This window comes from Armatimonadota bacterium, from assembly GCA_013359125.1.
In the GTDB taxonomy this organism is placed as follows: Bacteria; Armatimonadota; Fimbriimonadia; order Fimbriimonadales; family GBS-DC; genus JABWCR01.
The window spans coordinates 54,726-78,286 of the sequence record JABWCR010000002.1 but is presented as its reverse complement, the minus strand read 5'-3'; the positions used below and the strand labels follow the sequence as shown (position 1 = coordinate 78,286).

26 protein-coding genes are annotated in these 23,561 nt (G+C 58.1%); 18 read left to right on the top strand and 8 right to left on the bottom strand.

The annotated features are described in order from the left end of the window. Positions 1-31 precede the first annotated feature (31 nt). From HUU60_01690 to ftcD, 11 genes are all read left to right on the top strand, one after another. Complete coding sequence (locus HUU60_01690; protein NUL81418.1) at positions 32-1,162, top strand: hypothetical protein; 1,131 nt, start codon at positions 32-34, stop codon at positions 1,160-1,162. Between the two features lie 97 nt (positions 1,163-1,259). Beyond that, the gene (locus HUU60_01685) at positions 1,260-2,075 is read left to right on the top strand and encodes an AAA family ATPase (GenBank protein ID NUL81417.1); all 816 of its coding nucleotides are present in this window, start codon (positions 1,260-1,262) and stop codon (positions 2,073-2,075) included. A 209-nt stretch (positions 2,076-2,284) separates the two neighbouring features. Further along, positions 2,285-2,494, top strand: a complete 210-nt coding sequence (locus HUU60_01680) for a helix-turn-helix domain-containing protein (GenBank protein ID NUL81416.1) — start codon at positions 2,285-2,287, stop codon at positions 2,492-2,494. Beyond that, the gene (gene pilM, locus HUU60_01675) at positions 2,484-3,578 is read left to right on the top strand and encodes a type IV pilus assembly protein PilM (protein ID NUL81415.1); all 1,095 of its coding nucleotides are present in this window, start codon (positions 2,484-2,486) and stop codon (positions 3,576-3,578) included. The genes HUU60_01680 and pilM overlap by 11 nt, the downstream gene beginning before the upstream one ends. A gap of 18 nt (positions 3,579-3,596) precedes the next feature. Continuing rightward, positions 3,597-4,202: a PilN domain-containing protein gene (locus tag HUU60_01670; GenBank protein NUL81414.1), complete on the top strand. Its 606-nt coding sequence runs from the start codon at positions 3,597-3,599 to the stop codon at positions 4,200-4,202. Next, positions 4,189-4,824: a type 4a pilus biogenesis protein PilO gene (gene pilO, locus HUU60_01665; GenBank protein NUL81413.1), complete on the top strand. Its 636-nt coding sequence runs from the start codon at positions 4,189-4,191 to the stop codon at positions 4,822-4,824. Before HUU60_01670 ends, pilO begins: the two co-directional genes overlap by 14 nt. A gap of 3 nt (positions 4,825-4,827) precedes the next feature. Then, positions 4,828-5,502 carry a hypothetical protein gene (locus HUU60_01660; protein ID NUL81412.1) on the top strand — a complete coding sequence of 225 codons (675 nt, stop codon included), beginning with the start codon at positions 4,828-4,830 and terminating at the stop codon, positions 5,500-5,502. Next, entirely contained in the window at positions 5,499-7,586 is a 2,088-nt protein-coding gene (locus HUU60_01655) for an AMIN domain-containing protein (GenBank protein ID NUL81411.1), read from the top strand. Before HUU60_01660 ends, HUU60_01655 begins: the two co-directional genes overlap by 4 nt. 63 nt (positions 7,587-7,649) lie before the next feature. Beyond that, positions 7,650-9,359, top strand: coding sequence for a Flp pilus assembly complex ATPase component TadA (gene tadA / locus HUU60_01650; protein NUL81410.1), 1,710 nt, complete (start codon positions 7,650-7,652; stop codon positions 9,357-9,359). A 20-nt stretch (positions 9,360-9,379) separates the two neighbouring features. Continuing rightward, the gene (locus HUU60_01645) at positions 9,380-10,222 is read left to right on the top strand and encodes an HDOD domain-containing protein (protein ID NUL81409.1); all 843 of its coding nucleotides are present in this window, start codon (positions 9,380-9,382) and stop codon (positions 10,220-10,222) included. A 21-nt stretch (positions 10,223-10,243) separates the two neighbouring features. Then, on the top strand, positions 10,244-11,152 hold the full coding sequence (gene ftcD / locus HUU60_01640) for a glutamate formimidoyltransferase (protein ID NUL81408.1): 909 nt from the start codon (positions 10,244-10,246) through the stop codon (positions 11,150-11,152). On the opposite strand, the gene HUU60_01635 is transcribed toward ftcD, so the two are convergent. From HUU60_01635 to HUU60_01615, 5 genes are read right to left on the bottom strand one after another with little or no spacing between them, the layout of a single operon-like run. Further along, positions 11,131-11,721, bottom strand: coding sequence for an iron-containing redox enzyme family protein (locus tag HUU60_01635; GenBank protein ID NUL81407.1), 591 nt, complete (start codon positions 11,719-11,721; stop codon positions 11,131-11,133). The genes ftcD and HUU60_01635 overlap by 22 nt on opposite strands. Positions 11,722-11,753: 32 nt before the next feature. Next, positions 11,754-12,374, bottom strand: a complete 621-nt coding sequence (locus HUU60_01630) for a molybdenum cofactor guanylyltransferase (GenBank protein NUL81406.1) — start codon at positions 12,372-12,374, stop codon at positions 11,754-11,756. Continuing rightward, complete coding sequence (fdhD, locus tag HUU60_01625) at positions 12,368-13,171, bottom strand: formate dehydrogenase accessory sulfurtransferase FdhD (protein ID NUL81405.1); 804 nt, start codon at positions 13,169-13,171, stop codon at positions 12,368-12,370. The genes HUU60_01630 and fdhD overlap by 7 nt, the downstream gene beginning before the upstream one ends. Then, entirely contained in the window at positions 13,171-14,217 is a 1,047-nt protein-coding gene (locus tag HUU60_01620; GenBank protein NUL81404.1) for a DUF1611 domain-containing protein, read from the bottom strand. The genes fdhD and HUU60_01620 overlap by 1 nt, the downstream gene beginning before the upstream one ends. Then, positions 14,207-15,256 carry a dipeptide epimerase gene (locus tag HUU60_01615; GenBank protein ID NUL81403.1) on the bottom strand — a complete coding sequence of 350 codons (1,050 nt, stop codon included), beginning with the start codon at positions 15,254-15,256 and terminating at the stop codon, positions 14,207-14,209. The genes HUU60_01620 and HUU60_01615 overlap by 11 nt, the downstream gene beginning before the upstream one ends. Before the next feature lie 57 nt (positions 15,257-15,313). On the opposite strand from HUU60_01615, the gene HUU60_01610 reads away from it, so the two are divergent. The 4 genes from HUU60_01610 to HUU60_01595 are packed head-to-tail and all read left to right on the top strand — an operon-like array spanning position 15,314 to position 17,862. Next, positions 15,314-15,778, top strand: a complete 465-nt coding sequence (locus HUU60_01610; protein ID NUL81402.1) for a universal stress protein — start codon at positions 15,314-15,316, stop codon at positions 15,776-15,778. Between the two features lie 3 nt (positions 15,779-15,781). Further along, complete coding sequence (locus HUU60_01605) at positions 15,782-16,246, top strand: TrkA family potassium uptake protein (GenBank protein ID NUL81401.1); 465 nt, start codon at positions 15,782-15,784, stop codon at positions 16,244-16,246. A 9-nt stretch (positions 16,247-16,255) separates the two neighbouring features. Beyond that, a complete protein-coding gene (locus tag HUU60_01600) occupies positions 16,256-16,909 on the top strand; it encodes an NAD-binding protein (GenBank protein ID NUL81400.1) in 654 nt (217 codons plus the stop codon). Continuing rightward, the gene (locus HUU60_01595; GenBank protein NUL81399.1) at positions 16,906-17,862 is read left to right on the top strand and encodes a TIM barrel protein; all 957 of its coding nucleotides are present in this window, start codon (positions 16,906-16,908) and stop codon (positions 17,860-17,862) included. Before HUU60_01600 ends, HUU60_01595 begins: the two co-directional genes overlap by 4 nt. On the opposite strand, the gene HUU60_01590 is transcribed toward HUU60_01595, so the two are convergent. Both HUU60_01590 and gcvPB read right to left on the bottom strand, forming a co-directional pair. Next, a complete protein-coding gene (locus tag HUU60_01590) occupies positions 17,851-18,483 on the bottom strand; it encodes a lipoate--protein ligase family protein (GenBank protein NUL81398.1) in 633 nt (210 codons plus the stop codon). The two genes, HUU60_01595 and HUU60_01590, sit on opposite strands and share 12 nt — an antisense overlap. After that, on the bottom strand, positions 18,471-19,964 hold the full coding sequence (gene gcvPB / locus HUU60_01585) for an aminomethyl-transferring glycine dehydrogenase subunit GcvPB (protein ID NUL81397.1): 1,494 nt from the start codon (positions 19,962-19,964) through the stop codon (positions 18,471-18,473). The genes HUU60_01590 and gcvPB overlap by 13 nt, the downstream gene beginning before the upstream one ends. Before the next feature lie 38 nt (positions 19,965-20,002). Between gcvPB and HUU60_01580 the strand changes: the two genes are divergently transcribed. Next, positions 20,003-21,058: an Mrp/NBP35 family ATP-binding protein gene (locus HUU60_01580; GenBank protein ID NUL81396.1), complete on the top strand. Its 1,056-nt coding sequence runs from the start codon at positions 20,003-20,005 to the stop codon at positions 21,056-21,058. A gap of 73 nt (positions 21,059-21,131) precedes the next feature. Here the strand turns inward: HUU60_01580 and cdd are convergent, their stop codons facing one another. Further along, positions 21,132-21,512, bottom strand: a complete 381-nt coding sequence (gene cdd, locus HUU60_01575; GenBank protein ID NUL81395.1) for a cytidine deaminase — start codon at positions 21,510-21,512, stop codon at positions 21,132-21,134. Positions 21,513-21,578: 66 nt separating this feature from the next. Between cdd and HUU60_01570 the strand changes: the two genes are divergently transcribed. After that, complete coding sequence (locus HUU60_01570) at positions 21,579-22,592, top strand: isocitrate dehydrogenase (NAD(+)) (protein NUL81394.1); 1,014 nt, start codon at positions 21,579-21,581, stop codon at positions 22,590-22,592. Positions 22,593-22,610: 18 nt separating this feature from the next. Beyond that, complete coding sequence (locus HUU60_01565) at positions 22,611-23,537, top strand: L-lactate dehydrogenase (GenBank protein NUL81393.1); 927 nt, start codon at positions 22,611-22,613, stop codon at positions 23,535-23,537. Positions 23,538-23,561: the final 24 nt, after the last annotated feature.

Here is a 23,561-nt window from a genome sequence, read left to right as displayed (position 1 = left end):
AACCCATCCTTCGCGCGTATCGGCGTCCGGCATGGCAAGGGCCACCCTCAGGGCGGTCAGGCGATGCCCCGTGATGCCGGAAGCCGACTTCACCCTTCAATATTTGGCGATCGAACGGCGCCTCTTTACCCAGACGTCTGCTTGGGTAGAATTCCGTAGAATGACGCTCGTATCGCCGCTGTGGCTGGGAGAAGAGGGAGCGTTATCGGACGTGGTTCTCTCGACAAGGGTCAGAATCGCTCGAAATCTGCTCGATCTGCCCTTTCCTCACTCGGCCACCCCGGAACAGCTTCGATCCTCGCGCGCCATCGTTACGGAGAGGCTTTGCGATCGATTTGGGCCTCTGAAAGAGACGCCGCTCGAAGCGACATCCTTGGACGAACGAGCTGATTTTGTCGGCGCCCGAATAGCGGGAACAGCCTTTTGGCATCCCCTGCCCGAACGGTCTATCCTGACCAGCGCCGATCTGTCGTTGGCAGGTCTGGCGAACGAAGAAGACCATCTGCGACTTCAAAAGGCATTTCGCGGATGGTCCGCTCAGCGCGCGATCAGCCATTGGGAGCATCTTTCGGAGCGCATCGGCACGGATTGGGCGCACAGTCGAAAGTTGGGCTACTTGACGGCTTCCCCGATCAATCTGGGAGGCGGCGCTCGCCTTGGCTTGATGGCTCACTTGCCGGGACTTCATCGATCCGGCGGTTCCTCGCGATGGATTCAGGCTCTACAGACCTTGGGCGCTACGGCCAGGGGATTGTACGGCGAGGGCAGCGCCACCGTCCAAGGTTTTGTCCAAATCTCGGCGCTGAGCGGGCGATCGGAGCTCTCTGAGACCGTCGCCCAAATTCGGGCTATCGTCGATTCGATCGCGTTGGCCGAGCGCGAGGCGCGCCAAACGATCGCCTCGTCCGATATAAAAGGCGAGTTAGAAGAAGCCTTGGTCGTGGCCGTCCACTCCGAAACTCTGTCCCTTGGAGCCTGTTTGAAACTGATCGGCGCTTGTCGGATGGCCAGCATGAGAGAAATCGTCCCAGCCTACTATGGGGAGTTTGATCGGCTCTTGTTCGAACTGCCCGCCTACCCGCCTCCCGAGCCCGCTCATGCCGGCGCGGTTCGCAAGTCTCGCATTGTGTCGCGGCTTCGAGCGATGCAGCTTGTCGGATAAACCTCCGTCTCCGCTTAAGATACCTCGCATCCTTGCCGATAACTCCTGATGGCGAGCCCGCAGTAGGGCTATCAGTCGAACGTTGGGAGGAGACGCTATGTACGAAGCCTATTGGGGGTTGTCGGAGCCGCCCTTTGCTCTAACGCCCGATCCGCGCTTCCTGTATCTGTCTAAAGAGCACGAAGACGCGCTGATGATGCTGCACTACACTCTGACGCGCAATCGAGGGGCCGGGCTGTTGGCCGGGGACATCGGCCTGGGCAAGACGACTCTCAGTCGCAAATTATTGGAACTCTTAGACCCGGTCGCGTTCAAAGTCGCACTGATCGTTAATCCAGTACTGACGCCGACGCAACTGATGCGCGAAATCTTGAGCCAACTTGGCTCGCCGGTCAATTCCAGAGACAGACAGGAACTGGTCCAGAAACTCTATGCCAAGTTGATCGAAATGTACGAACATGGCCAGCGCGCCGTGCTGATCATCGACGAAGCGCACTTAATCCGCGGATCGAACACGTTTGAGGAACTTAGGCTCTTGCTGAACTGCCAGATGAACGACCAATTCTTGCTGAGCTTACTGCTGCTCGGTCAGTTGGAACTTCTGAAGAAGGTCGAAAAAGTGCCGGCCCTGCATCAGCGCATGGCGGTCAAGCACACCATCAAGCCGCTGGACCAAAACGCAACGACGGATCTGATCGAATTCCGACTGCGCACGGCCGGATATGCGGGAGACCGAGTACCGTTCACGCCCGATGCGCTGTTCGAGATGCATCAGTTTACGGGCGGCTATCCGCGTCTGGTCTGCCAAGTGGCCGACAACGCCCTAATGATCGGTATGAGTTCGGGCGCAAAGCATATCGATGGGTTTACCATGCATGGGGTGATATCCGACTTTCAGGGGAAGGAGTGGTAGCGATGAATCTGGCCGATGCGATTAGAAGAGCAGCGCAGTCTGATCCGCCGCCTGCGCCCGAACCCTATGTGCCTCAGCCGAGCGCGGCGGTCGGATCGTTCGCTGTGCAGGCAGACGAAGAGACGGGGACCAACAAGCAACTAGTCCGGTTTGAGTGCCTGCTGACCTCCGAGCAGCTCTGCGATGTCTTGGGACGAATCGTCCAGACGATGCACCCTGTGATGACATTGACCGAAGCCTCTCGATTCTTGCGATTGCGGACCGGACAAGTTTCAGCGTTGGCTCAGAACGGTTCCCTTCCTGCTTTTCAGGTAGACGGCAAATGGCGTTTTATGAAGAGCGCGCTGGAAGAATGGATGATGCAAAACGAGGGCGCAAACCTGGAATCGACCGGCGGAGGTGAATCAAATGCTGCGTAAGTGGATTTCTAAAGAGGGCGCGATCTCGATCGACGTCGGTTCGCACTCGATCAAGTTTTGCCAGATGCGCTGCGACGGAACCATCGAAGAGGCGCTCGAATGTCCAACCCCGCAAGACACGGTTCGCGAGGGCACTGTTATCGATGCTCCGGCCGTCGGCGCGGCTATCAAGCGGACCATACAGGAGATCGGGCTCAAAGGCGGCGCTGTGTCGCTTACTGTCGGCGGTCCAGCGGTCGTTGCACGGCCTGTGAAACTGCCGTCCATGACCAACGACGCGCTTGCTAAATCGATTCAGTACGAAGCGAGCCGGTACTTGCCGACCGCGACCAGCGAGCATTACGTAGGCTTTGACGTAATCAGCCGCAATGCCGACCAGATGGAAGCCCTGATCGTGGCCGCGCCGAGAGAGGTCGTTCAATCGCGACTGCAGGCCGCCCGAATCGCCGGCCTAGACCCCGAGGTTGTGGAGATCGAACCCTTCGCGCTCTTGCGGAGCGTTCAGTTGCAGGCTACCGATGTCGAGAACCCTGCCGGATTGGCGCTGATCGACATTGGAGCCAACCATACGCAGGTAACCGTGATGCACGGGAGCGCTTTTGCTCTGACTCGCTATATCAATATCGGAAGCGAAGTAATGAGCACGGCTATCCGAAACTACTTCCACTATAGCCCTGAGGAAGCGGACGAGGTCAAGAGGTCGGTCAACTTGAGCGAGTTGGTAACGCCCGGAGGCGCGCCGCAAGAAAATCCGCCCCTGCGACTGCTCCAGCCGATTTTCGACGAACTGGTTCGGGAGATTCGCCGATCGCTGAACTACTATCAGAGTCAGATGGCCGACGATTCGGGCAAGGACGCGCGGATCGATCGATTGTTGTTAGGCGGCGGAGGCAGCCTTATGGCCGGCGTGGCCGACTACTTCCATCACAAGTTGAACCTGCCGGCCGAAATTCTCAACCCGTTCGCCAGTCCCGCCATCGATGCGTCAAGAGTAACCGCCGAAAGTCAATCGATCGGACCAGCCTATGCGACGGTGGTCGGCGCCGCGATGGGCGCGAGCATGGAATTGGCAACTGCCGCCTGAGGAGAGTATCGAATGTCAATGATCAACCTGATAGCGAACGAGCGCGCTCAACGCAGAAAACAGCAGGGCCGAACCCGTATCATGGGCTTCCTTTGGCTGGGAATGGTCGTGCTGGCGGTTGGCGGATACTTCTCTGCGGCGCTCTTTATAGCCGGCATCGAATCGAAGACGCGCGCGCTCGACGCCGAGCTGCAAGAATTGGAACCGGCCAGAAAGCAAATCGCCAAACTAGAAGGCGAGATCGCACGGCTGACCCCGCAATTAGCCACGCTCGTGGCCGCTCAAAGCGATACCGGACGATGGCAGCGAATCTTGACCCACATTAGCTTCAACTCGCCTGAGTTTTTGTGGCTGCACACCATCAGGACGAACGAGCGGGCGGGCAGTACGGGGCCCTACACGCTGACCCTTGGCGGCACCGCGGCTTCTCAGCAGTTGGTCGGCGAGTTCATGCTTCGACTGAACAATTGCCCTGACTTGGAGCGGATCGAACTCAAATTTACGCAAGAGAAGACGCTCGACGCCTGGACGAACGCGGTCGACTTTGAAGTGTCCGCGCTGATCAAGGGTACCGAACTGCCGGTCGCCAACGACAAGAAGGAGGGCGCCCATGAAAAATCCTAAGTCTGTCGAATCGATGTTCAAAGTCTTGGGCGGGCTGATCCTGGTTACGCTATTGGCTTCTGCCGGCGTCTCCTACTTGGCTTACGATCAGATCAAAATCGCACAGGAGGAGCACAAAAAGCGATCCGAAGAGGTGGTCGCGGCCAAGGCCTCTCCAGAACGGCTAAAGGTCCTTAACGCGACCATCAACGGTCTGTACGACCACATCGCCTATCTCGAACAGGGCGTTACTCCGCGCGAATACGTGCCAACCCTGCTCAAACAGATGGAGGCGATGGCGACCAGCGTTGGTTTGAGGATTGCAGCCGTTAGGCCGGTCAGCCAAGCGGCCACGGCCAAGCCGCCGCAAGGCGACGCCCAAACCGAGACCGCGCCCAAAGTCAGAAAGCCGTACGACGAGCAAACTATCTCGGTGGCGGTCAAAGGAGACTTCTGGGCCACGATGCGGTTCTTAAAAGCGCTCAATCAGTTCCCTAAGATCCTCGCTGTCCAGCGTGTAACGGTGCAGACAAAGGCCGACGCGGACAGCGACGGGAATCCTCAGTTAGAAGTAACGACGGAAGTCAAGGCGATTATCTTCAAACAAGCGGCAAACGACAATGCAAGCGGCCAAGGAGGATAGGCGATGGCTGGATTTCTTGACAAACTAAAAAGCAAAAGCGAAGCTGGCGACGCAGGCAAGAAGCCTCCGTTGGCGCTGTTGGGCGCGCTTGCCCTCGTCATTCTATCAGTCGGCTTTTGGCAGTATCAGAACATGGGCGGCGATCCGCCTGTCGACAAGGCCGAAAAGAGCGCAGAGGATACCTCCAAAAAGCCAGACGCGAACGATGGGGCGAATCTGATGAATGCAACGATGCTCGCCCAGTTGCCTCAGCAGGACCCCTTCAAGCCGGATCGTCGATTCTCGCTGAAGCCTGTTCAACCGGAGAATAACGAACCGGTCGCAACGAACCGATCGAACGGCGGATACCGGATCGATCAGCCCTTGCCGCCGCTGACCGGATCGTTTGGTCTGCGCGAGGCAGACCCGAATAATGTAGAAGAGCCGCCGAGCAAACCTATACTTTCAGCCACGATCGAGGGCGTCGTACAGGGCCCTAAATCATTGGCCATCGTCAGAAACGCTGATGGAACAACCCGCTTTGCTCGTCCAGGCGACAGTTTAGGAAACGGCTATCGCCTGGTCGAAGTCAAACGCGGTTCGGTGACGATTTCGGGCCATGGCGAACGATTCGAGCTTCGCCCAGGCCAAGAGCACGAAGGTTCCGAAGAATACAGTCAAGGAGGCCGGAAACAATGAGGCCGATAGCCATACTCATCGCGTTGGCAGCCATCGTGTGCGCCAACGCCCAGAAAGTCGATAAGATCGTTCACACCAGTTGCAAGGACGGCGGATGCGCCGTTACGATCGAAGGCAAGGCGCTGCCAAAGCCGACCATCGCATCCATGAAAGGCAACCTGTTGGTCGTCGATTTTAGCGCGTCGCTCGATGGCAAGCCCAAAACCCAGCGATTGAACGACCCGCATCTTGCCAGCTATCGGTATGGTTGGTACACCAACAAGCCTCCTAAAGTGCGGCTGGTGCTGACGCTTAAGGGCCAGACGCCCTATCGGCTGACCACCGTCGACAACGGCTACCAGATCGTTTTGGGCAAGAATGCCAAACCAGCGCCGCCCCAGCGGGCAGAGCCCATCAAGTCGTCCAACCTGGCCGAGCCATTGCGCGAGGCCGTCATTGCTGCCCAGACTCCCGTCGAGCCGCCGGCTGCCATTTTAGCAAGCCAGCCCATGACGGTCGCTTCGCGCACGAGTCGGTTTGATTACAGGACGACCGCCAGCGATGTTCGAATCTCGCTCGAATTTGTTCGGGCCGAGATCACCGATGTCCTCAAGGCTCTTGCCTATCAATCGGGCGTGAACATTGTAACCAGCCCAGAAGTTCAGGGGCAGATCACCGTCAGCCTGACCAATGTAACGGTCGATGAAGCGCTGAACTTAGTCGCACGACTGAGCAAGTTCCACTACAGACGGTTGGACAGCGCCTATATCGTAGGCTCCGAAAGTTCGATAGCCGAGTTCTCGCGCTCCCCAATCCCAACCAATGTAGAGATGCTGACCGATGTGATCCCTTTGGTCAACACGTCTCCCGGCGAAGTGGCAAACTACATAACGGCTAAGTTTCCGAGCGTTAAATCAAGCGTGCCCGAAAAGTCGGCCATGCCCTACATCGTGCTCTCCGGCCCGAAAGATTCGGTCGTCGCCGCTCGCGAAGCCGTGTTGGAGTTTCAACGCACCGTGTCGGACGATTCTCAGATTGTCGCCCACTCCTACAGGGTTAAGTACTCCGACGCCCGCGACCTGAAGAAAATCGTCGAGCAGATGGTTCCGACCGTCTCGGTCGCTTTGGGTCCGATGCCGCTCGTAAGCCATGCGACTCTGGGCGGAGGATCGGCCATGACCAGCAGCGCCGGATCGTCGGAAGGCGGTAGCGACTCCGCAGGCGCTTCGGGTTCTTCTCAATCGGCCAGCGCAGGCGCTCCATCGGGCGGAACCTCCACATCGACGGCCGCAACGCCCGGTATGGAGTCGCCCAGCACGCTGCTCCTCTATGGCCCGACCGGCGATGTAGAGCGCGCGCTGAACGTGCTGGCGCAAGCCGATGTGCGCGTGCCTCAGGTCTTGATCGAGGCAAAAGTCGTCGATCTGATCGACAGAAAGCTCAGCGAGATCGGCATCGATTGGGACTTTAAGCAGTTCAACCCGAGCAACAGCAACTATGCTCCCTGGACGAACGAACTGAACGTCTCTGGAAACCATGAAGGCATTCGGTTTGGCTTGATCAAGATTCCGTGGCAAGTCAACGCGACCCTCAATGCCATGATGACCGATCAGCGCAATCGCCTGTTGGCCAGTCCTAAGGTCGCCGTGCTCGACGGGCGCCAAGCCACGATCTTCATCGGCGACGAGATCAACTACGTCAAATCGATCCAGCAGACCTCGACCGGAATTAATATTGAGACTGGGAAGGTCAATGCTGGAATAATCCTTCAGGCGGCGCCCAGGGTGCACGAAGATTCGCTCATCACGCTCAATCTTCATCCCGAAGCGTCCGTTATCACGGGCTTCCTTCAGGTGCCCGGCGGCGGCAGCCTGCCACAGGTAGCGCGCCGATTTGCCAACACGACCATCCGCATCCGGGATGGCGAGACGATCGTTATCGGTGGTCTCATACGCGAAGACGAGATTCGCAAGATGGAAAAGGTGCCGCTCTTAGGCGACCTGCCCATCATCGGCCAGCTGTTCCGCAAAGACAGCAAAGAGCGCGGCCAATCGGAGATCGTCATCATGATCACGGTTAGGCTCATATCGGATGAGCGAGAGTAACTATGGTCTGGGCGCCGTCGTCCGGCGGCGCCCAACCTTGGAGAAGAACGGGGGAATGAAACACTGTACACAGGGGAACTCTTTGTTCAGCTCGGGCTGATCGACAACGACCAGCTGCAGCAGGCATTGGCCAAACAGCACGAGGAAGGCGCCACTCAACCGATAGGCGACATCCTCGTGCAATTTGGCTTTATAACAGACCGAGACCGCACTCGCGCCCTGGGCGCGCACTGGGGAGTGCCCTTTTACGATCCGAGCGAAACGAGCGCCGAAGAAGGCGCCGTCAAGCTCCTTTCGGCCGAAGCCTCCAGACGGTACAAAGCCGTTCCTTTCAAGCACGAAGACAACCGGCTCTGTGTCGCCATGGCCAAGCCGCTCGACATCTTTGCCATCGACGAAATCCGCCTTCTGACCGGTTGCGAGGTCGAGGCCTACATTGCTGTCGAAGAGGATATACAGGCCATCCAGCGCCAATACTACCGAAACGACGCCTCGGTGGTCAAAGCCGTCGAACAGGTGATGCAGGAGTTTGCAAGCAACGAGATCGCCATCACCAAAGAGCAAGAAGAGGAGCTCAGCGTCGAAGAACTCCGAGAGTTGGGCGAAGACGCGCCAATTGTCCGCCTGGCCAACATGATCATCACTCAGGCGATTGCGGACGGCGCGAGCGACATCCACGTCGAGCCGACTAAAGAGTGCGTCAAAGTTCGCTACCGCGTCGATGGCGTCATGCTGGACAATATGGTGCTGCCCAAGCGCGTGCAGGCATCGCTCGTTTCGCGATTCAAGATCATGTCCGAAATGGACATCGCCGAGAAGCGCGTGCCTCAGGACAATCGCATCAGCGCGACGATCGATGGGCACGAGTATGATTTTCGCGTCTCCACCCTGCCTTGTCTCTATGGCGAGAAAGTCGTCATGCGCGTCCTGGACAAAGGCAACATACGGATCGGTCTGAGCAAGCTAGGCTTTTTGAGCGACACGCTGACGAAATTAGAAGAGGTCTGCGCGCGCACCTATGGGATCATCTTGGTAACGGGCCCTACAGGTTCGGGAAAGTCCACAACCCTTTACTCAATTCTCTCGCAACTTAACACCGGATTGGTCAACATAATTACAGCAGAGGATCCTGCCGAATATGAACTTGCGGGCGTCAACCAGGTGCAGGTTAACCACAAGGCCGGTTTGACCTTCGGACGGGCTTTGAGAGCCATGCTTCGTCAAGACCCCGATATCATCATGGTCGGCGAGATGCGAGACCAAGAGACGGCGACAATCGCGGTCGAATCGGCTTTGACCGGGCACTTAGTCCTGTCTACCTTGCATACGAACGACGCCCCCAGCGCGCCGCCTCGCCTGACCGAAATGGGCGTCGAACCCTTCATGATCGCTTCGTCTTTGGTCGCCGTACTGGCGCAAAGACTGGCCCGAACGATCTGCCCTCGATGCAAGGAAGAGTACACAATCCCCTACCATGAATTGCTCGCTCAGGGTTTCGACTTGCCCAATCCGCCCGAACGAGTCAAGCTCTATCGCGGCGCGGGATGCGACTTCTGCAAGCGGACGGGATACAAGGGCCGTACGGGATTGCACGAACTGATGACGATCAACGACGAGATTAGGGACCAGATACTGAAGCACTCTGCAGCGCACAGCATACGAGAAACGGCGCTGGCAACGGGCATGAGACCGCTGAAGTACGACGCGCTGTGCAAAGCGCTGATGGGCGAAACAACGATCGAGGAGATTGTCCGCGTTATCTACAGCGGATAGATTTGCCAAGGAGCACATAGATGAACGATGGCAACAAGATAATCGCACAGATCCGGGACATTGCGGTTCTGCCTCAGGTCGTTCATCAAGTTATCGACCTAACGTCCAATCCCCATGCCACAGCCAAAGAATTGGAAGCCGTCATCTCGATCGACCCCGGCATGTCTTCTCGCGTCTTGAACACCGTCAATTCGGCTTACTACAGTCTGCCGCGAAAGATTGCTTCGATTAAGGAAGCGGTGGTCTTCTTGGGTTTTCAGACAATACGCCACATCGCGACCACGGCTGGCATGTTCGAGCTGTTCTTAGGCAAGGCCGATCGAGAGAACGTTCGAAGAAGGCAGTGGTGGCGACACTCCATCGATGTCGGATTGTGCGCCCGGCTGATCGCCTCCCAATCTCACGAAGCATCGCCCGAAGAGGCCTACACCGCCGGATTGTTGCACGACATTGGCAAGCCGCTGCTGGATCGATATGGCGGCGAAGATTACGATCTGGTAGAGCAACTGGTCGCCCAAGGCGTACCGACGTTGCCCGCCGAGCAAGAGATTTTCACTTGCGAACATGCGGAGCTGGGTCGTTTGGTCAGCCTCCACTGGCGATTCCCCGAAAATCTTGCAAATGCGATCGGACAGCATCATGAGGATGACCCTGCCGCGCTCGAAGAACCCTGGCTGACCGCCGTTACTCAACTTGCGGACTGGACGGCCCATCTTGTCAGGAAACAGATCGAAGAAGAAGAGCCGGCGCCTCCAAAGTGGACTCTCGAAATCCTAAAACTGACCCCTAATCAGCTCCAAGCCGTGATCATTGGCTGCGAAGCCGAGTTGAGCGAATCGCCTCTCCAAGGACTGGCCGCATAACAGGCTGGTAAACTTGGCGGCATGAAGGGTTTGCGCCTTCTATGCGTCCCCAACTTCTCAGAGGGCCGTCGCCCAAAGGTCCTCCAAGCAATCCGAGACGCCATTGCGTCCCATCGCGTCGAGTTTCATGGCGAATGGCCCGATGCCGATCACAATCGCACTGTCTTTGCCTATTCTGGCCTCGCGCGGCACGTTGCCAAGGCTGTCATCGACTCGGGCATGGTTGCGCGAGAGATGATCGATCTTAACAAGCACGAAGGCGCGCATCCAAGGATCGGCGCGCTGGATGTGATGCCGTTCGTGTTATTTGATCCAGCAAGAGAAGAGGAAGCAGTCATCGCGTCTCATCGCATTGCCAAGCGTTATGCGAAGGACGTTGGCACACCAGTCTATTTGTATGAACAATCCGCCAAACCGGGACGAATTGCCGACCTGCCGACTTTGCGCAAAGGCGAGTTTGAAGGATGGGTCGGTCAGACCTTGAACGGCTTGCGAAAGCCGGACTATGGCGGATCGCGCTTACATCCAACGGCGGGCGCTACCATAATGGGCGTGCGCCGACCGTTGGCCGCGTTTAACGTGAACTTAACGGCAGACGACTTGCAGTGTGCTAAAGAAGTGGCCAAGCAGGTGCGAGAATTGCGAGACACCGAGCCAGAGCTGACCGGCGTTCGGGCGATCGGCGTCTGGCTCCCCCAACGAGGCCATGCCCAGATATCCCTGAATTTGTCCCGTTTGGACGCCACGAACGTAACCAGCGTCTTTCATAGAATCTGCGAGTTGGTGTGGCGACAGGGCGGCACGGTTACGGGTTCGGAATTGATCGGGGTGCTTTTCGATACAGACGCGGCGAAGGCTTTGGGGGCGAGCCTAGACGCTGGCATCGCCCCTCAACAGATCATCGAGACTCAGGCTGCAGCTTCGCCGTGAATGCCGGTCAGGGCGTCGTAGAGCGCCTTGGCCATCTCGCCGCAAGCAGCGATCGCGATCGCCTGGTCCTCATCGCTCAGCTGCGTCAGTCGGGCTATCAGTTTCTCGGCCTCGTGATGGTTCTTGCTATGCTCGATAAAGTAAGGCTCCACCTCGGTCGGCAGGCTATAGAACTGTCGCAAACCGTCTAGTTTGGACGAGGCTGTCTCGGGCTGCTGCACTTCGAACGCATAAAGCGCCCCGAGCGCGGTTGCCCGGTTGCCGAACAGCCGTCTGGTCGTTTCCACCAGGGTCTTAGTCTGGGCGATCGTGCCTTCCCCAGCGTGCGTGTCAAGGCCGTGGGCAAACTCTTCCCACAGTTCGATATGCTCCTCTTCCTCGTGCTGGGTTTCCTCGTCGTTTTGAACGGTCCAGCCCATCGGTAGCAGTCCAACCAGGGCGCCGTACTCCTCCGCATAGACGCGCAGTTTTTCAATCGGCAAGGTCCCTTCGCTCCAAGCCTGATAGAACGGGTGATTCAGAAGTCGATAGGGCTCTATAGCATCTTGCAATCGTTGTTCAAGGTTCATGTCGAAACGCCCTCCGTGGTTCGAATTTGGGTTCAAGTATACCCTTGCTCGTCTAGGCTTTCCAACGCCTCAAGGTCTGCGACCGTGTTCAAATTGAGCAACGGCTTGTACGCTCCCCAACGGCCCCAAATCGACTCATCGACGAACGAAATGGGCGAGAGGGTGCGTATCCATCGCTGTATCGATCGCCCGCCTTCGTCCACAAACTTCTGGCATGAAGGTGCGGTCAGCTTCGAATAGAGAGCGCAGGTTACATGCGGCATCTCTCCCTCGCAGGGCACAATGCAGAGCGAATCTCTGCCGTCTCTTTCGGCATAGGTCGTCATGCGCTTAAGGAAGAAAGGCGTTACAAGCGGATAGTCCACGGCCAGAAGCAGCAGCCAATCTTTGTCCAGGCGGTCCAGCGCGTTGGCCAGCGCCGCCAAAGGCCCCTCGCCGGGCAAAGGGTCTGTAAGAATCGCACACGTCGCGCATTTTAACTGCCGAGCATCCTCTTCGTCCCGCACCAGCAGGAATGGCGCAGGATCTAACTCGGCAACGGCGTCCAACGCCCGCTGAAAGCAAGTTCGACCTCGGATCGAGAGAAATCGCTTGTCTTGGCCGAGGCGCGACGAGCGCCCGCCCGCGAGGATCGCGCACCGCAGGCTCAACATGAGATTCTCTCGCTGTGAGCATAGACGTTGAATCGGTCTTGGCGCAAGAATCCAACCAGCGTAATGCCTGTTCTCTCGGCTAATTCGACCGCTAGCGAGGTCGGCGCCCCGACGGCAGCCAGGATCGGAATGCCGGCCCGCGCGCTCTTTTGAACGAGCTCGAATGCCAGCCTTCCGCTGCACAGGGCTATGCGGTTTTCTAACGGAAGTTGGTCGTTGATCGCCGCCCATCCGATCAACTTGTCCATGGCATTGTGGCGGCCCACGTCTTCAAAGAGCTTGATCAAGCGACCATGCGGGTCGAACAAAGCCGACGAATGAGCGCAGGCCGTGGTCCGAAACAGCTCCTGCGCTTCTTGAGCAACGGACGGCAATTGACAAAGCAGAGACGCCTTTAAGGGCGGAAGGCTCCACACGGCCTTAGGATAATCGGCCAACAAGTTGTCGATTGCAACGCGACCGCACAGCCCACATGCGGAAGTGGCCGTAACGCTGCGACGAAACAGATCTGGGTCTATGGCCACGCTCGGCAGGAGTCGCACCGTCATCACATTCTCGTCGCCCTCTAAGCAGGCCATTGCCTGAACATCGCTGGCAGCCGATACGACGCCCTCTGTGAACAAGAGACCCATGACCAACTCATAGTCGTTCCCCGGCGTACGCATGGTGATGGCAAATGGATGCTCTTCGCAACCCTCTGCGCGCTCCTGAATAAGCGTGATCGCGAGCGGCTCCTCGACTGCCACAAGGTCTTTCTTAAGACCTTCTTGCGACCTGACTGATACCTCTTGGAACATCAGAGCTGCGCCTTGATCGCTTCGACGATGCCCCGAACCCCAAAGCGAACCGGGTCGGTTGCACAAAGTCCAGTAGAGCTCTCAGCCTCGTCGATTGCGCGCCGAGCCTCTTGCTCGTCCAGACCAAACGTGTTGATCGCGATGCCTAAGACCTTGCCCGGTTCGAACGAGCCGCCCGCGGACGCAACCTCCTCGCAAATTCGAATAGCCTCAGGAAGCGGCGGAATCGGCACATGGTCGTATCGGCGGCAATGCGTCTGAAAAGCCCGCGTACAGTAAATCATCGCTTGCGGCTGAGCGCCTCGAAGCAGAGGCAACGTCGCCGTAGACGCTGGATTGAACAGCGATCCCTGGCCTTCGATGTTCAACACCCGGCAGTCGGCCATGCGCCGGACATAGGTCTCCACAGCCCCGCTTGCAAAATCGACGCGATAGGCGTCTAAAGGAAACCCCTCGCCGCATATCATGATCCCGGTCTGTCCGGTTGCCAGAAAGCGGCTCGATATGCCTTCTCCAACCAGAGCGCGATGAACCAGCAGGCTTGTAGTCATCTTGCCGGCCGCCATATCTGCGCCTACGGTCAGCACGCGAAAACAGTCCAGCGTTCTGGCCGCTCCCGAGCCGTTGGTCGATATCTTTTCCGGCAATCGACAGTCCCAAATGAACCTATTGGGCTGAAGCGCCGCGGCGAACTCAGGGTCCTCCGCCATTGAGCCGTGCAGGCCGTTCACTAGGCTCATGCCTCCCTTCAGCGCCGACACAATGTCTGCACGCCATGGCTCAGGCAGAGTGCCGCCGGGCGGCGCAATGCCTATAAAGAGAACTTCGGGCCCATAGGCCAGCGCTTCTTCCACCGTGGCGACTATGGGCGCCTTGCACGGGATGCCGCTCAGAGCCTCGATCGATTGCCCTGCGCGCTCGCTATCGATGACGGCCACAAAGTCAAAGTCCGCGTAGCGCAACAGAGCATTGCCGGTCTTGCCGTAGGGACCCAAGAAGCCGCCGTGATACAAGATCGCCGACTTTGTATTAGGCTCAATTCTCACGCCTTACGACCCCCAAGCCCGGTCGGTCGGTCGGCACAATTCGGCCATCGATCATAGAGACTCCCTCAAACGGGTCGTCGGCCAAGTTCAAGTGGCTGTCCAGATCGAGATGATCTGCCAGCGACGAGATTTGGGACGCGCCCGATATGGCTAGCGACGTGTCGGAATAGCAGCCGTACATCACCTTGATGCCCAGCGCATTGGCCACTGCGACCATCCGCAAAGCCTCGCTGATTCCGCCGCACTTCATGAGTTTGATGTTGATGCCATCGACCCGATCGGCATAGGCGAGGATGTCGGCCTTGGTCCAACAGCTCTCGTCGATGTATATGGGCATCGATGTGGAGCGCTTAAGATCGATCAGTTCCTCCTCGTTTCCGCGCTTGAGGGGCTGCTCGACATAATCGACCCCGCGCCCTTTCAGCCAGTTGCACATCTCGATCGCGTCCGATAGAGACCAACCGCCGTTCGCGTCTACTCGCAGCGCCATGCCGTCTCCGGCTTCCTTGATCAGAGCCTCCATCATCGCCTTGTCCGCGCTTGTGCCTTCAGGGCTTCCTAATTTAATCTTCAGAGACGCCGCAGATGTTTCTTGACGCCACTTGTCCAGTCGCTCAATCGCCTCTTGGGGCGATCCTATGCCAATTGTTACGCTAGTTGGGACGAGATTGTTACGGCCCAAGCCCAGCATTTTCCAGACCGGCAATCCGGCCTTCTTCCCTACCCAATCCCATTGCGCCAGATTGATAGCCGTGCGAGCGGCAGAGCACACCTTCTCGCCGATCAGTAGGCCTTCAGTTCTTGAAATCTCCCACGGTTCGATCGAACCGACCAACGGCCTCGACCTCGCAAGTTCGGACAAGATGAGATCGGTCGATTGAGCCGTGTCGCCCACGCCGAACGGCGAAGCCTCGCCCCAACCTTCAGTGCTTTCGCCGCTGATTCGCACCCAAACATTATGAGTCTGTGCGGTCGTGCCGCGGCTGATGGTGAGAGGTACTTTCTTCGTTACGGAGAAGGCTTCGAACTCAAGTTGCATTGCTCGATTCTTCGCCAAAGAGACCCCGCTTCCTGGCTTGGGGTAAGATTGAAAGGTATGCGTTTGCTTGGCTTTGGCGACGCCGGTGAAGAAAGCCTTCCCCAGAAGCTGTTGGTCGCAGTGCCTGGCCGTGCCAACGACCGCCGCACCTTAGAACTGGCTTGCGAGGTCGCTATGGCAGTAGGGGCTGAAATCGAGGCGGTGCACGTCCTAGAACTGCCCCGTTCCGTCTCGACGGACGATCCGAATCCGCCCGGCATGGCGCAAGCAGAAGCGGCGATCGCTAACGCAAAAACCATCATGACCGACGCTGGCATAGAAGGCGCCGCTCAAGTCATTCGTTCGCACCAAGTTGCCAAAGCGCTCCTGCAAAGGGCGGAAGACACAAAGGTAGACGTGATCGTAATGGAAGCCGGGCGCCGAAAAGGGATTGGTGTGGCTCTAATGGGAGACAACCTGGACATTGTGCTGCGAAACGCTCAGTGCGGCGTATGGGCTGTGCGATTTCCTGAGGAGGGATAAGGCATGCATTTAGTCATCTTGGGATGCGGACGGAGCGGATCGGCATTGGCTCTGATCATGAGCGAGAAGGGACACCAAGTTACCGTGATCGATGTCGATTCGACCTCGTTTACCCGTCTGGGCAAGCGGCACAAGTGCCAAGTGGTGGTTGGCGACGGTCTGGACGAAGACACCCTGCAGAAGGCGAGCCTACAAGGCGCCGAGGCCTTCGTATCATGCACAAAGGGCGACAACACGAATCTGATGGTCGCTCAGATGGCGCGCGAACTTTATGGCGTCAAACGAGTCGGGGCGAAAGTCAACGACCCCGTTCGCGCCGACGCCTATCGGAATCAAGGCATTTTTACCATTACGCCAGGGGCCATGGTCGCGGGTCTCTGGCGCGATTGGTTGACCGAGCAGCCGTCCGGCCCAATCGACCAATACAACGCTTTTTTGCCAGAACTACAGCAGCTGATGAGCGAATAGGAGATCGAAATGTTTGTGATCGTTGCGGGCGGCGGAGATGTCGGTTACTACCTTACAAAGGCTCTGGCCCAACAAGGCTATGAAGTGGCGCTGCTTGAGAAGGATCGTCGGCGCGCGGCGCATCTTGGACACGAACTGAGCGATATCGTGATCCATGGCGATGCCTGTGAAGTGCGCGTGCTGAACAGCGCCGGAGCCAAGCGTGCAGACGTTGTTGTGGCGGCTACGGGCGATGACGAGGACAATCTGATCATCTCGCAATTGGCAAAGGACTATTTTAAGGTCAAGCGCATTTTGGCGCGAGTGCGAGACCCTCGCCACGAGCGCCTTTTCAAGCGACTGGGCATTCTGGAGACGATCTGTAGCACGCGATACATCATCAACCTTTTGGAGCAAGAAGTCGAGGTGGGCGAAGTCTTGCCGATCGGCGCTCTTCAGCGAGGTCAAATAGAGATTATCGAGGCCGAAATCACGCCCGACTCCCCCGTTGTCGGCAAGGCTGTCGAAGAGGTGAAGCTGCCCGAAGGAAGCCTGATCGCCGCCCTTGTGCGGGACGGTCAGCCATTGCCCTGCTCCCAGATGGTGATGTCGCCCGGGGACACCGTTATCTTGGTCGCTACCGAGGAGCATCGCAAGGCTCTGATAAAACTCTTCGCGGCATGAAGCTGACGATCGGCGTCAACGGCGCTTTCCTAACGCGCCGTTGGGAAAAGCCGGAAAACTGGGTCGATGTAACGTTGTCCTGTGGTTTTCGCCGCCTTAGTTTTTGCGCCGATGTGCTCGATCCCTTTTTCAGCGGCGATGAGTCCTATCAGAGCGATGCAGCCTCCGAGTTCGGCAACATCGCTCGACATAAAGGGCTCCAGATTGTTGATCTTTACACGGGCGTGGCCACGCATCGCTTTCACGGATTGAGCCATTATAGCGGGACGGTTCGAGCGCGAATGATGCAATGGATCGAACAGGCCGCCCAGCTTGCCTGCGCCATTGGCGCTCCTGCAATCGGAGGGCACTGGGACGCCTTCTCGGTCGAAACCCTGGCCGATTCCGACGAAACCGAGCGACTCTGGAACCGCCTGATAGAAACATTCCAAGGACTATCCGTCTTGGTAGAGGAACGCGGACTAACCGCGATCTTTCAGGAACAGATGTACATCCCGAGCGAAAAGCCATGGACCCTGGATGAAGCGGGCCGCTTTCTGCGAGAAGCCAACGACAAGAAGGCCGGGGTTCCAGTGTTCCTTACGGTCGATACTGGACACGCCTGCGGGATGCACTATGGATTGGACGCGCCGGACACCGACTATCGAGAATGGCTCCGACGCTATGCCCAAGCGTGCCGCGTTATCCACCTTCAACAGACCACCCCGGATGCCAGCCATCATTGGCCGTTCACTGCGAGACACAACGAAAAGGGCTTCGTGCGGATGGATGCCGCGATCGACGCCATTGCGGAGAGCAAGCCTTTCCCCGGCATTGCGCCGCCAGAAGAGATCTGCCTCGTCTTAGAATACATCCCCGGTTCGACCGTAACCGAAGCGCAGATTTTGGCGGACTTGCAAGAATCGGCGGAATATCTCCGCCAATATGTGCCGGACGACGGCCTAGAAGTCTGAAAAACTGGCTGCCAGCGCCTCGGCCACCGCATCGCGTTCGAGAAGCTTAAACACCTTGATCTCGTGCCCAAAGAGCGGCCGATCGTGGATCGGACGGCGAACCGGTATCGACGCCTGCAACAGCGCGCCATGCTCGGCCACTCGGTAGGCGCACCCGATCAGTTTGACGCTGGTCTCGGCCTCCGCTATGTCCGCAGGCGCAGAGTTGTTAAAGCAATCGAATTGAGACGAAGACCTTCCTACAGCATTTGAACCTTGAACGGCTCTAATCCCGAGCATCCCGAAAGCGCCGATCATCCTTTCGCCGACGGATCTTATCAGCCAACGAGGACTGATTCGCTTGCCTGGTTGAGGGGAACGAACGGTCAGCGCAATCGTAACGTCGTGCCCGTGCAGCACTGCATCGCCGCTGGTAGGACGCCTATAGACGCAAATGCCGTGCTCTCTCGCCGCTTTGCCGATGGAAGGATCGAGCGGCCTGTTAGAACCGATGGTCAGCGCTGGTCGATCCCAATCGTAAATCCGGAGCGCGGTCTCCCCTGCCTTGAGGGTTTCGAACAGTTCGGCGTCCCGAGCCATTTGGCGCTCGGCAGCTCCGCTCCACTCGATCAGCACGCGCAAGCCGGAACGTCCTCGGGATAGACCGTCTCGCCTTGCCACCTTAGGCGCAGGTTGCGCGCGGCCGCCGTCTCGTCCAAACGACGCACGGGCGTCGTCAGCGGCGCGTCGTGCAACAAGTCGGGATTTTCGCGGGCTTCTTGCGCGATGGTTTTCAATGCGCCTGCAAAGGAGTCGATGGTCTGTTTGCTTTCTGTCTCGGTCGGCTCGATCATCAAGCACTCTGGCACGATGAGCGGAAAGTACATGGTGGGCGGATGAAAACCGTAGTCCAACAGCCGCTTGGCAATGTCGAAGGCTCGTACGTCGTGTTGCCTAAATCGCTCCGCCGTTACGACGCACTCGTGCATACAGTATCGATCCACATGAGGCGGGAACTCCTCCCTAATCTGCGAAAGCATGTAGTTTGCGTTCAGCACGGAATGCTCCCCTATTGCGCGCAATCCGTCGCCGCCATACGATCGAATGTAAACATAGGCTCGAAGCAGATTGCCAAAGTTGCCATAGAAAGAGTGGATCCGCCCAACGGCCTGAGGCCGATCGTGCTCAAGGCCGTACCCGTCGCCCGACTTGACGATCAGCGGCGTTGGCAAAAACGGCTCTAACGCGGCTGAGACGCCGATCGCCCCGGCGCCCGGCCCGCCTCCGCCGTGGGGCGTCGAAAACGTCTTGTGCAGGTTTAGATGCATGCAGTCGAAGCCAACGTCCGCTGGCCTTACAATACCAACCAGGGCGTTCATGTTCGCGCCGTCGCAGAAAGCCAGCGCTCCGGCCTCGTGCAACAGCCGACACGCCTCCTTGGCATTACGGTCAAACAGCCCCAGCGTGCTCGGGTTGGTCATCATCATGCCGGCAACCGAGCTGTCCAACGCCGCTGAGAGCGCTTCCAAATCGGTATCGCCTTCTGCGTTGGTCGGAATCGATTTAACTTCGTAACCACAGAGCGCCGCCGATGCCGGATTAGTGCCGTGCGCCGAGTCGGGTATCAGAATGTAACGGCGGGCGCCGCCTTCTCCTTTTGATTCGTGGTACCGCTTGATCAGCATCAGGCAAAGCAGTTCGCCATGCGCCCCGGCGGCAGTCTGCACGCAAACCTGTGGAAAGCCGGTGATCGCCGCCAGATCGCTTTGAAGCTCGAAAAGCATCTTAAGGGCGCCCTGCACCGTCGAAGCCGGCTGCAGAGGATGGATCGCGCCAAACCCGGGCAGCGCGGCCACCTTTTCGTTGATGCGCGGGTTGTACTTCATCGTGCACGACCCCAGCGGATAGAACCCTGTGTCGATGCCATAGTTCTTCTGCGAAAGCCGCGTATAGTGCCGCACGGCGTCCATTTCGCTCACTTCGGGCAACATCAGCGCATCGGTTCGCAAATTGCTCTCGCCGAGCAGTTCGCTCAGACTTTTCTTGGGCACATCGCAGGCAGGGGGCTCGATTCCAACACGGTTCGGTACGCTTCGTTCAAAGATGAGAGGGGTGTTGACCATACGGACAAAATGATACCCGTTAGGTAGAATGAGGCGGCATGAGCCAAGACCTCGATCCCCTAATTTTAGCGAGCCTTTCGCAGATCGTCGATCCCGACTTGGGACGCGACATCGTCTCGCTCGGCTTTGTCAAGAGCGCGAAGATCGAATCGGGCATCGCCTCTGCCGTCATAGAACTCACGACGCCCGCCTGCCCAGTGAAGGAAGAGATGCAGGCCGAAGCCGAACGGTTATTAGCGGCCATCCCGGGGGTCGGTCAGGTCAAAGTCCAGATGACCGCAAGGGTGCGGGAGAAGGCCGGCATGGACGGCTCCGCATTGCCGGGCGTGAAGCATATCGTCGCCATAGCCAGCGGCAAGGGCGGCGTCGGCAAATCGACTATCTCGGTCAATTTGGCCGTCGCGCTGGCGGAGAGCGGCGCCAAAACCGGCCTGTTGGACGCCGACATCTATGGTCCCAGCATCCCCATGATGATGGGGGCCGAGAACCAAAAGCCGCACATCGCCAACGATAAGATGCAGCCCATCCGCCGATATGGCGTTTCGCTTATGTCGCTCGGCTTTTTGTTAGAAGAGGGTCAAGCCGCCATGTGGCGCGGGCCGATCGTCGCAGGCACGGTGCGGCAGCTGTTCCAAGACGTCGAATGGGGCGAACTGGACTACCTGCTCGTCGATCTGCCGCCAGGCACGGGCGACGCGCCCCTCACCGTAGCGCAAGGCGTACCCTTATCCGGAGTGGTCGTGGTGATGACGCCGCAGGATGTGGCCGCCTCGATCGCCGCTAAATCGGCCATTCTATTCCAACGGTTAGAGGCGCCGATCTTGGGCGTTGTGGAGAACATGGCGTCGTTCAAATGCCCGTGCTGCGGCGAGATCAGCGAGATTTTCCCTGGGCGCGGCGCCCAGGCAATTGCCGAACGGTTGGAAGTTCCCTTTTTGGGCTCGATCCCGCTCGACCCCGACGTATCCCGAAGCAGCGATGCGGGCAAGCCCGCAGTAGTGGCAATGCCTTTGTCCGATCACGCCCAAGCGCTCAAAAGCATTGCCCAGCAGGTGGCCGCTCAGATCAGCATTCGGACGGCCCAAAACTCTTAAGAAGCGCGAAATCTTAGGCACGATTCGTACTCAAAATTGTGCTACATTCCTAAAAATTCCCGTTCAACAGAAGTCACAGTCTAAAGCCTTCCGGCAGTAGGGCGTTGACATCGGTCCGACGCACATTGCCCTGAAGGTCGGCTATCAGCACGGGGCAACCGGCAGGGTCGGCAAATTCGAACAGCACCTGCCGGCACGCGCCGCACGGAAACCCGCCGTCCGCTGTAACCAGCGCCAGTTTAGTTATCCGGCGGCGCCCTTCGGCGACCGCGCTCCAAATAGCGACTCGCTCTGCGCAGACCGAAAGTCCGTAGATAGAGTTCTCCACGTTAGCGCCTGTATGGATCGAGCCGTCCTCGCACACGATGGCGGCGCCGACCAGATAATTCGAATAAGGGGCATAAGCCTGCAGTCGAGCCGCTTTGGCCGCCTCGATTAAGCCTTCATCGTCCATGCTCTCTAACTTCGCAGATTCTGCTCGGCCTCCTATCGAACCGCTCGGGTAAACTTACGCCGACCAATGTCCAATCGCACCGTTACCCTGATCCCCGGAGACGGCATCGGCCCCGAAGTCGCCGCAGCCACCGTCAAAGTGATCGAGGCGACAGCTGTTCCGATCCAGTGGGAGACGTACGAAGCAGGCACTGAAGTCTTCAACAAATACGGCACACCAGTGCCAAACGAGGTTTTTCAGTCGATCGTTCGCAATCGCTGGGCGATCAAAGGTCCTATCACCACGCCCATCGGCGCAGGCTATGCCAGCGTCAACGTCTTGATGCGCAAGACGCTGAACTTGTACGCCAATGTCCGTCCCGCAAAGAGTTCTCCCGGCATCTCGACGCCGTTCAAGAACGTCGATATTGTGGTGGTGCGCGAGAACAGCGAGGACCTTTATTCGGGGCTTGAGCACGTGGTCGTGCCGGGCGTTGTCGAGAGCCTTAAGATTATCACCGAAACCGCCAGCCTTCGGATTGCTCGGTATGCGTTCGAGTTTGCTCAGCGGCACAATCGGAAGAAAGTGACTGCGGTGCACAAGGCTAACATCATGAAGAAGTCGGACGGTCTCTTTTTGGAGTGTTGCCAAAAGGTCGCCCGAGACTTTCCGAACTTTGAGTACTCGGAGATTATCGTTGATAACGCCTGTATGCAGCTGGTTACGAAACCCCACCAGTTCGACGTGATGGTGATGCCAAACCTGTATGGCGATATTCTCTCCGACCTGTGCGCTGGTTTGGTGGGCGGGCTGGGATTGGCTCCGAGCGTAAACGTGGGGGAGAATGTTCATCTCTACGAGGCTGTCCATGGCTCGGCGCCCGACATTGCGGGTCGCAATTTGGCCAACCCGATCGCGCTGATCCTGAGCGGCGCGATGATGCTGGTGGACATGGGCGAGATCGAGGCCGCTGACAGAATTGAGCGTGCGGTCTTGAGCGTTTTGGAGAGAGGCGAAACACTGACAGGCGATCTTGGCGGCAAGGCGACCACGACCGAACTGACCGACGCGATTATCCATGAAATGCGAGTCGTTGCTTAGAAATCAAGGAGGAGATCAATGAAGATAGGCATTATAGGCGGGGGCGGCCGAGTTGGATCGAACGCCGCATACGCCTTGCAGACCACGGGCACCGGCAGCGAGATCGTACTGCTCGATGCCAACCGAGAGGCGGCGGACGGAGAAGCGTTGGATTTGAGGCATGGTTCGGCCATGTCCTCGTCGCAACGCATCCGCTCGGGCGACTACGCGGACTTGGAGGGCGCCGAGTGCGTCGTGATTACCGCTGGTCTTAGACGCAAACCCGACGAGAGCCGATTAGAACTGATCAACCGCAACGTCGATCTGTTTCGAAGCGTGCTCGCGAGTCTTAAACCGGTCCGCTTGGCCGACGACTGCGTTATTCTGGTCGTCTCCAATCCAGTGGACGTGCTGACCTATCTGGCAGTCAAAGAGTCGGGCTTGCCCTCTCAGCGCGTCATCGGGCTGGGCACTGTGCTCGACACCTGCCGATTTCGGTCCCTCTTGGCGGAGAAGTTCGCCGTTGGCGCGACCGATGTGGAGGCGCTAATATTGGGCGAGCACGGCGACAGCATGGTGCCCATCTGGAGCAGCGCCACCATCGGGGGCGCCAGCATCAAGAGTTTTCAGGGCGCATCGATGGACGACCTGAACGCGATCTTCGACTACACTAAGAAGGGCGGCGCCGAGGTCATCCGATTGAAAGGCGGCGCGGGCTATGCGGTCGGGATCTCCATCCAACAGGTCGTCAGAGCGATCGAGAGCGATTCGCAAGCAATCCTGCCTGTCTCTGCGCTGCAGAATGGCGCTCTTGGCATTCGCGACGTCTGCCTTTCCTTACCGACCACCGTCGGACGCAAAGGCGTCGTCGCCATTCACGAACCGAGCGTGGACGATAACGAACGTTCGCTTTTGGCCAAGTCTAGCCAGGCGCTGAGCGAGACGAACCGGCAAGTCATGGGGTAAAATCAAGGCGACTTTAGGAGACAA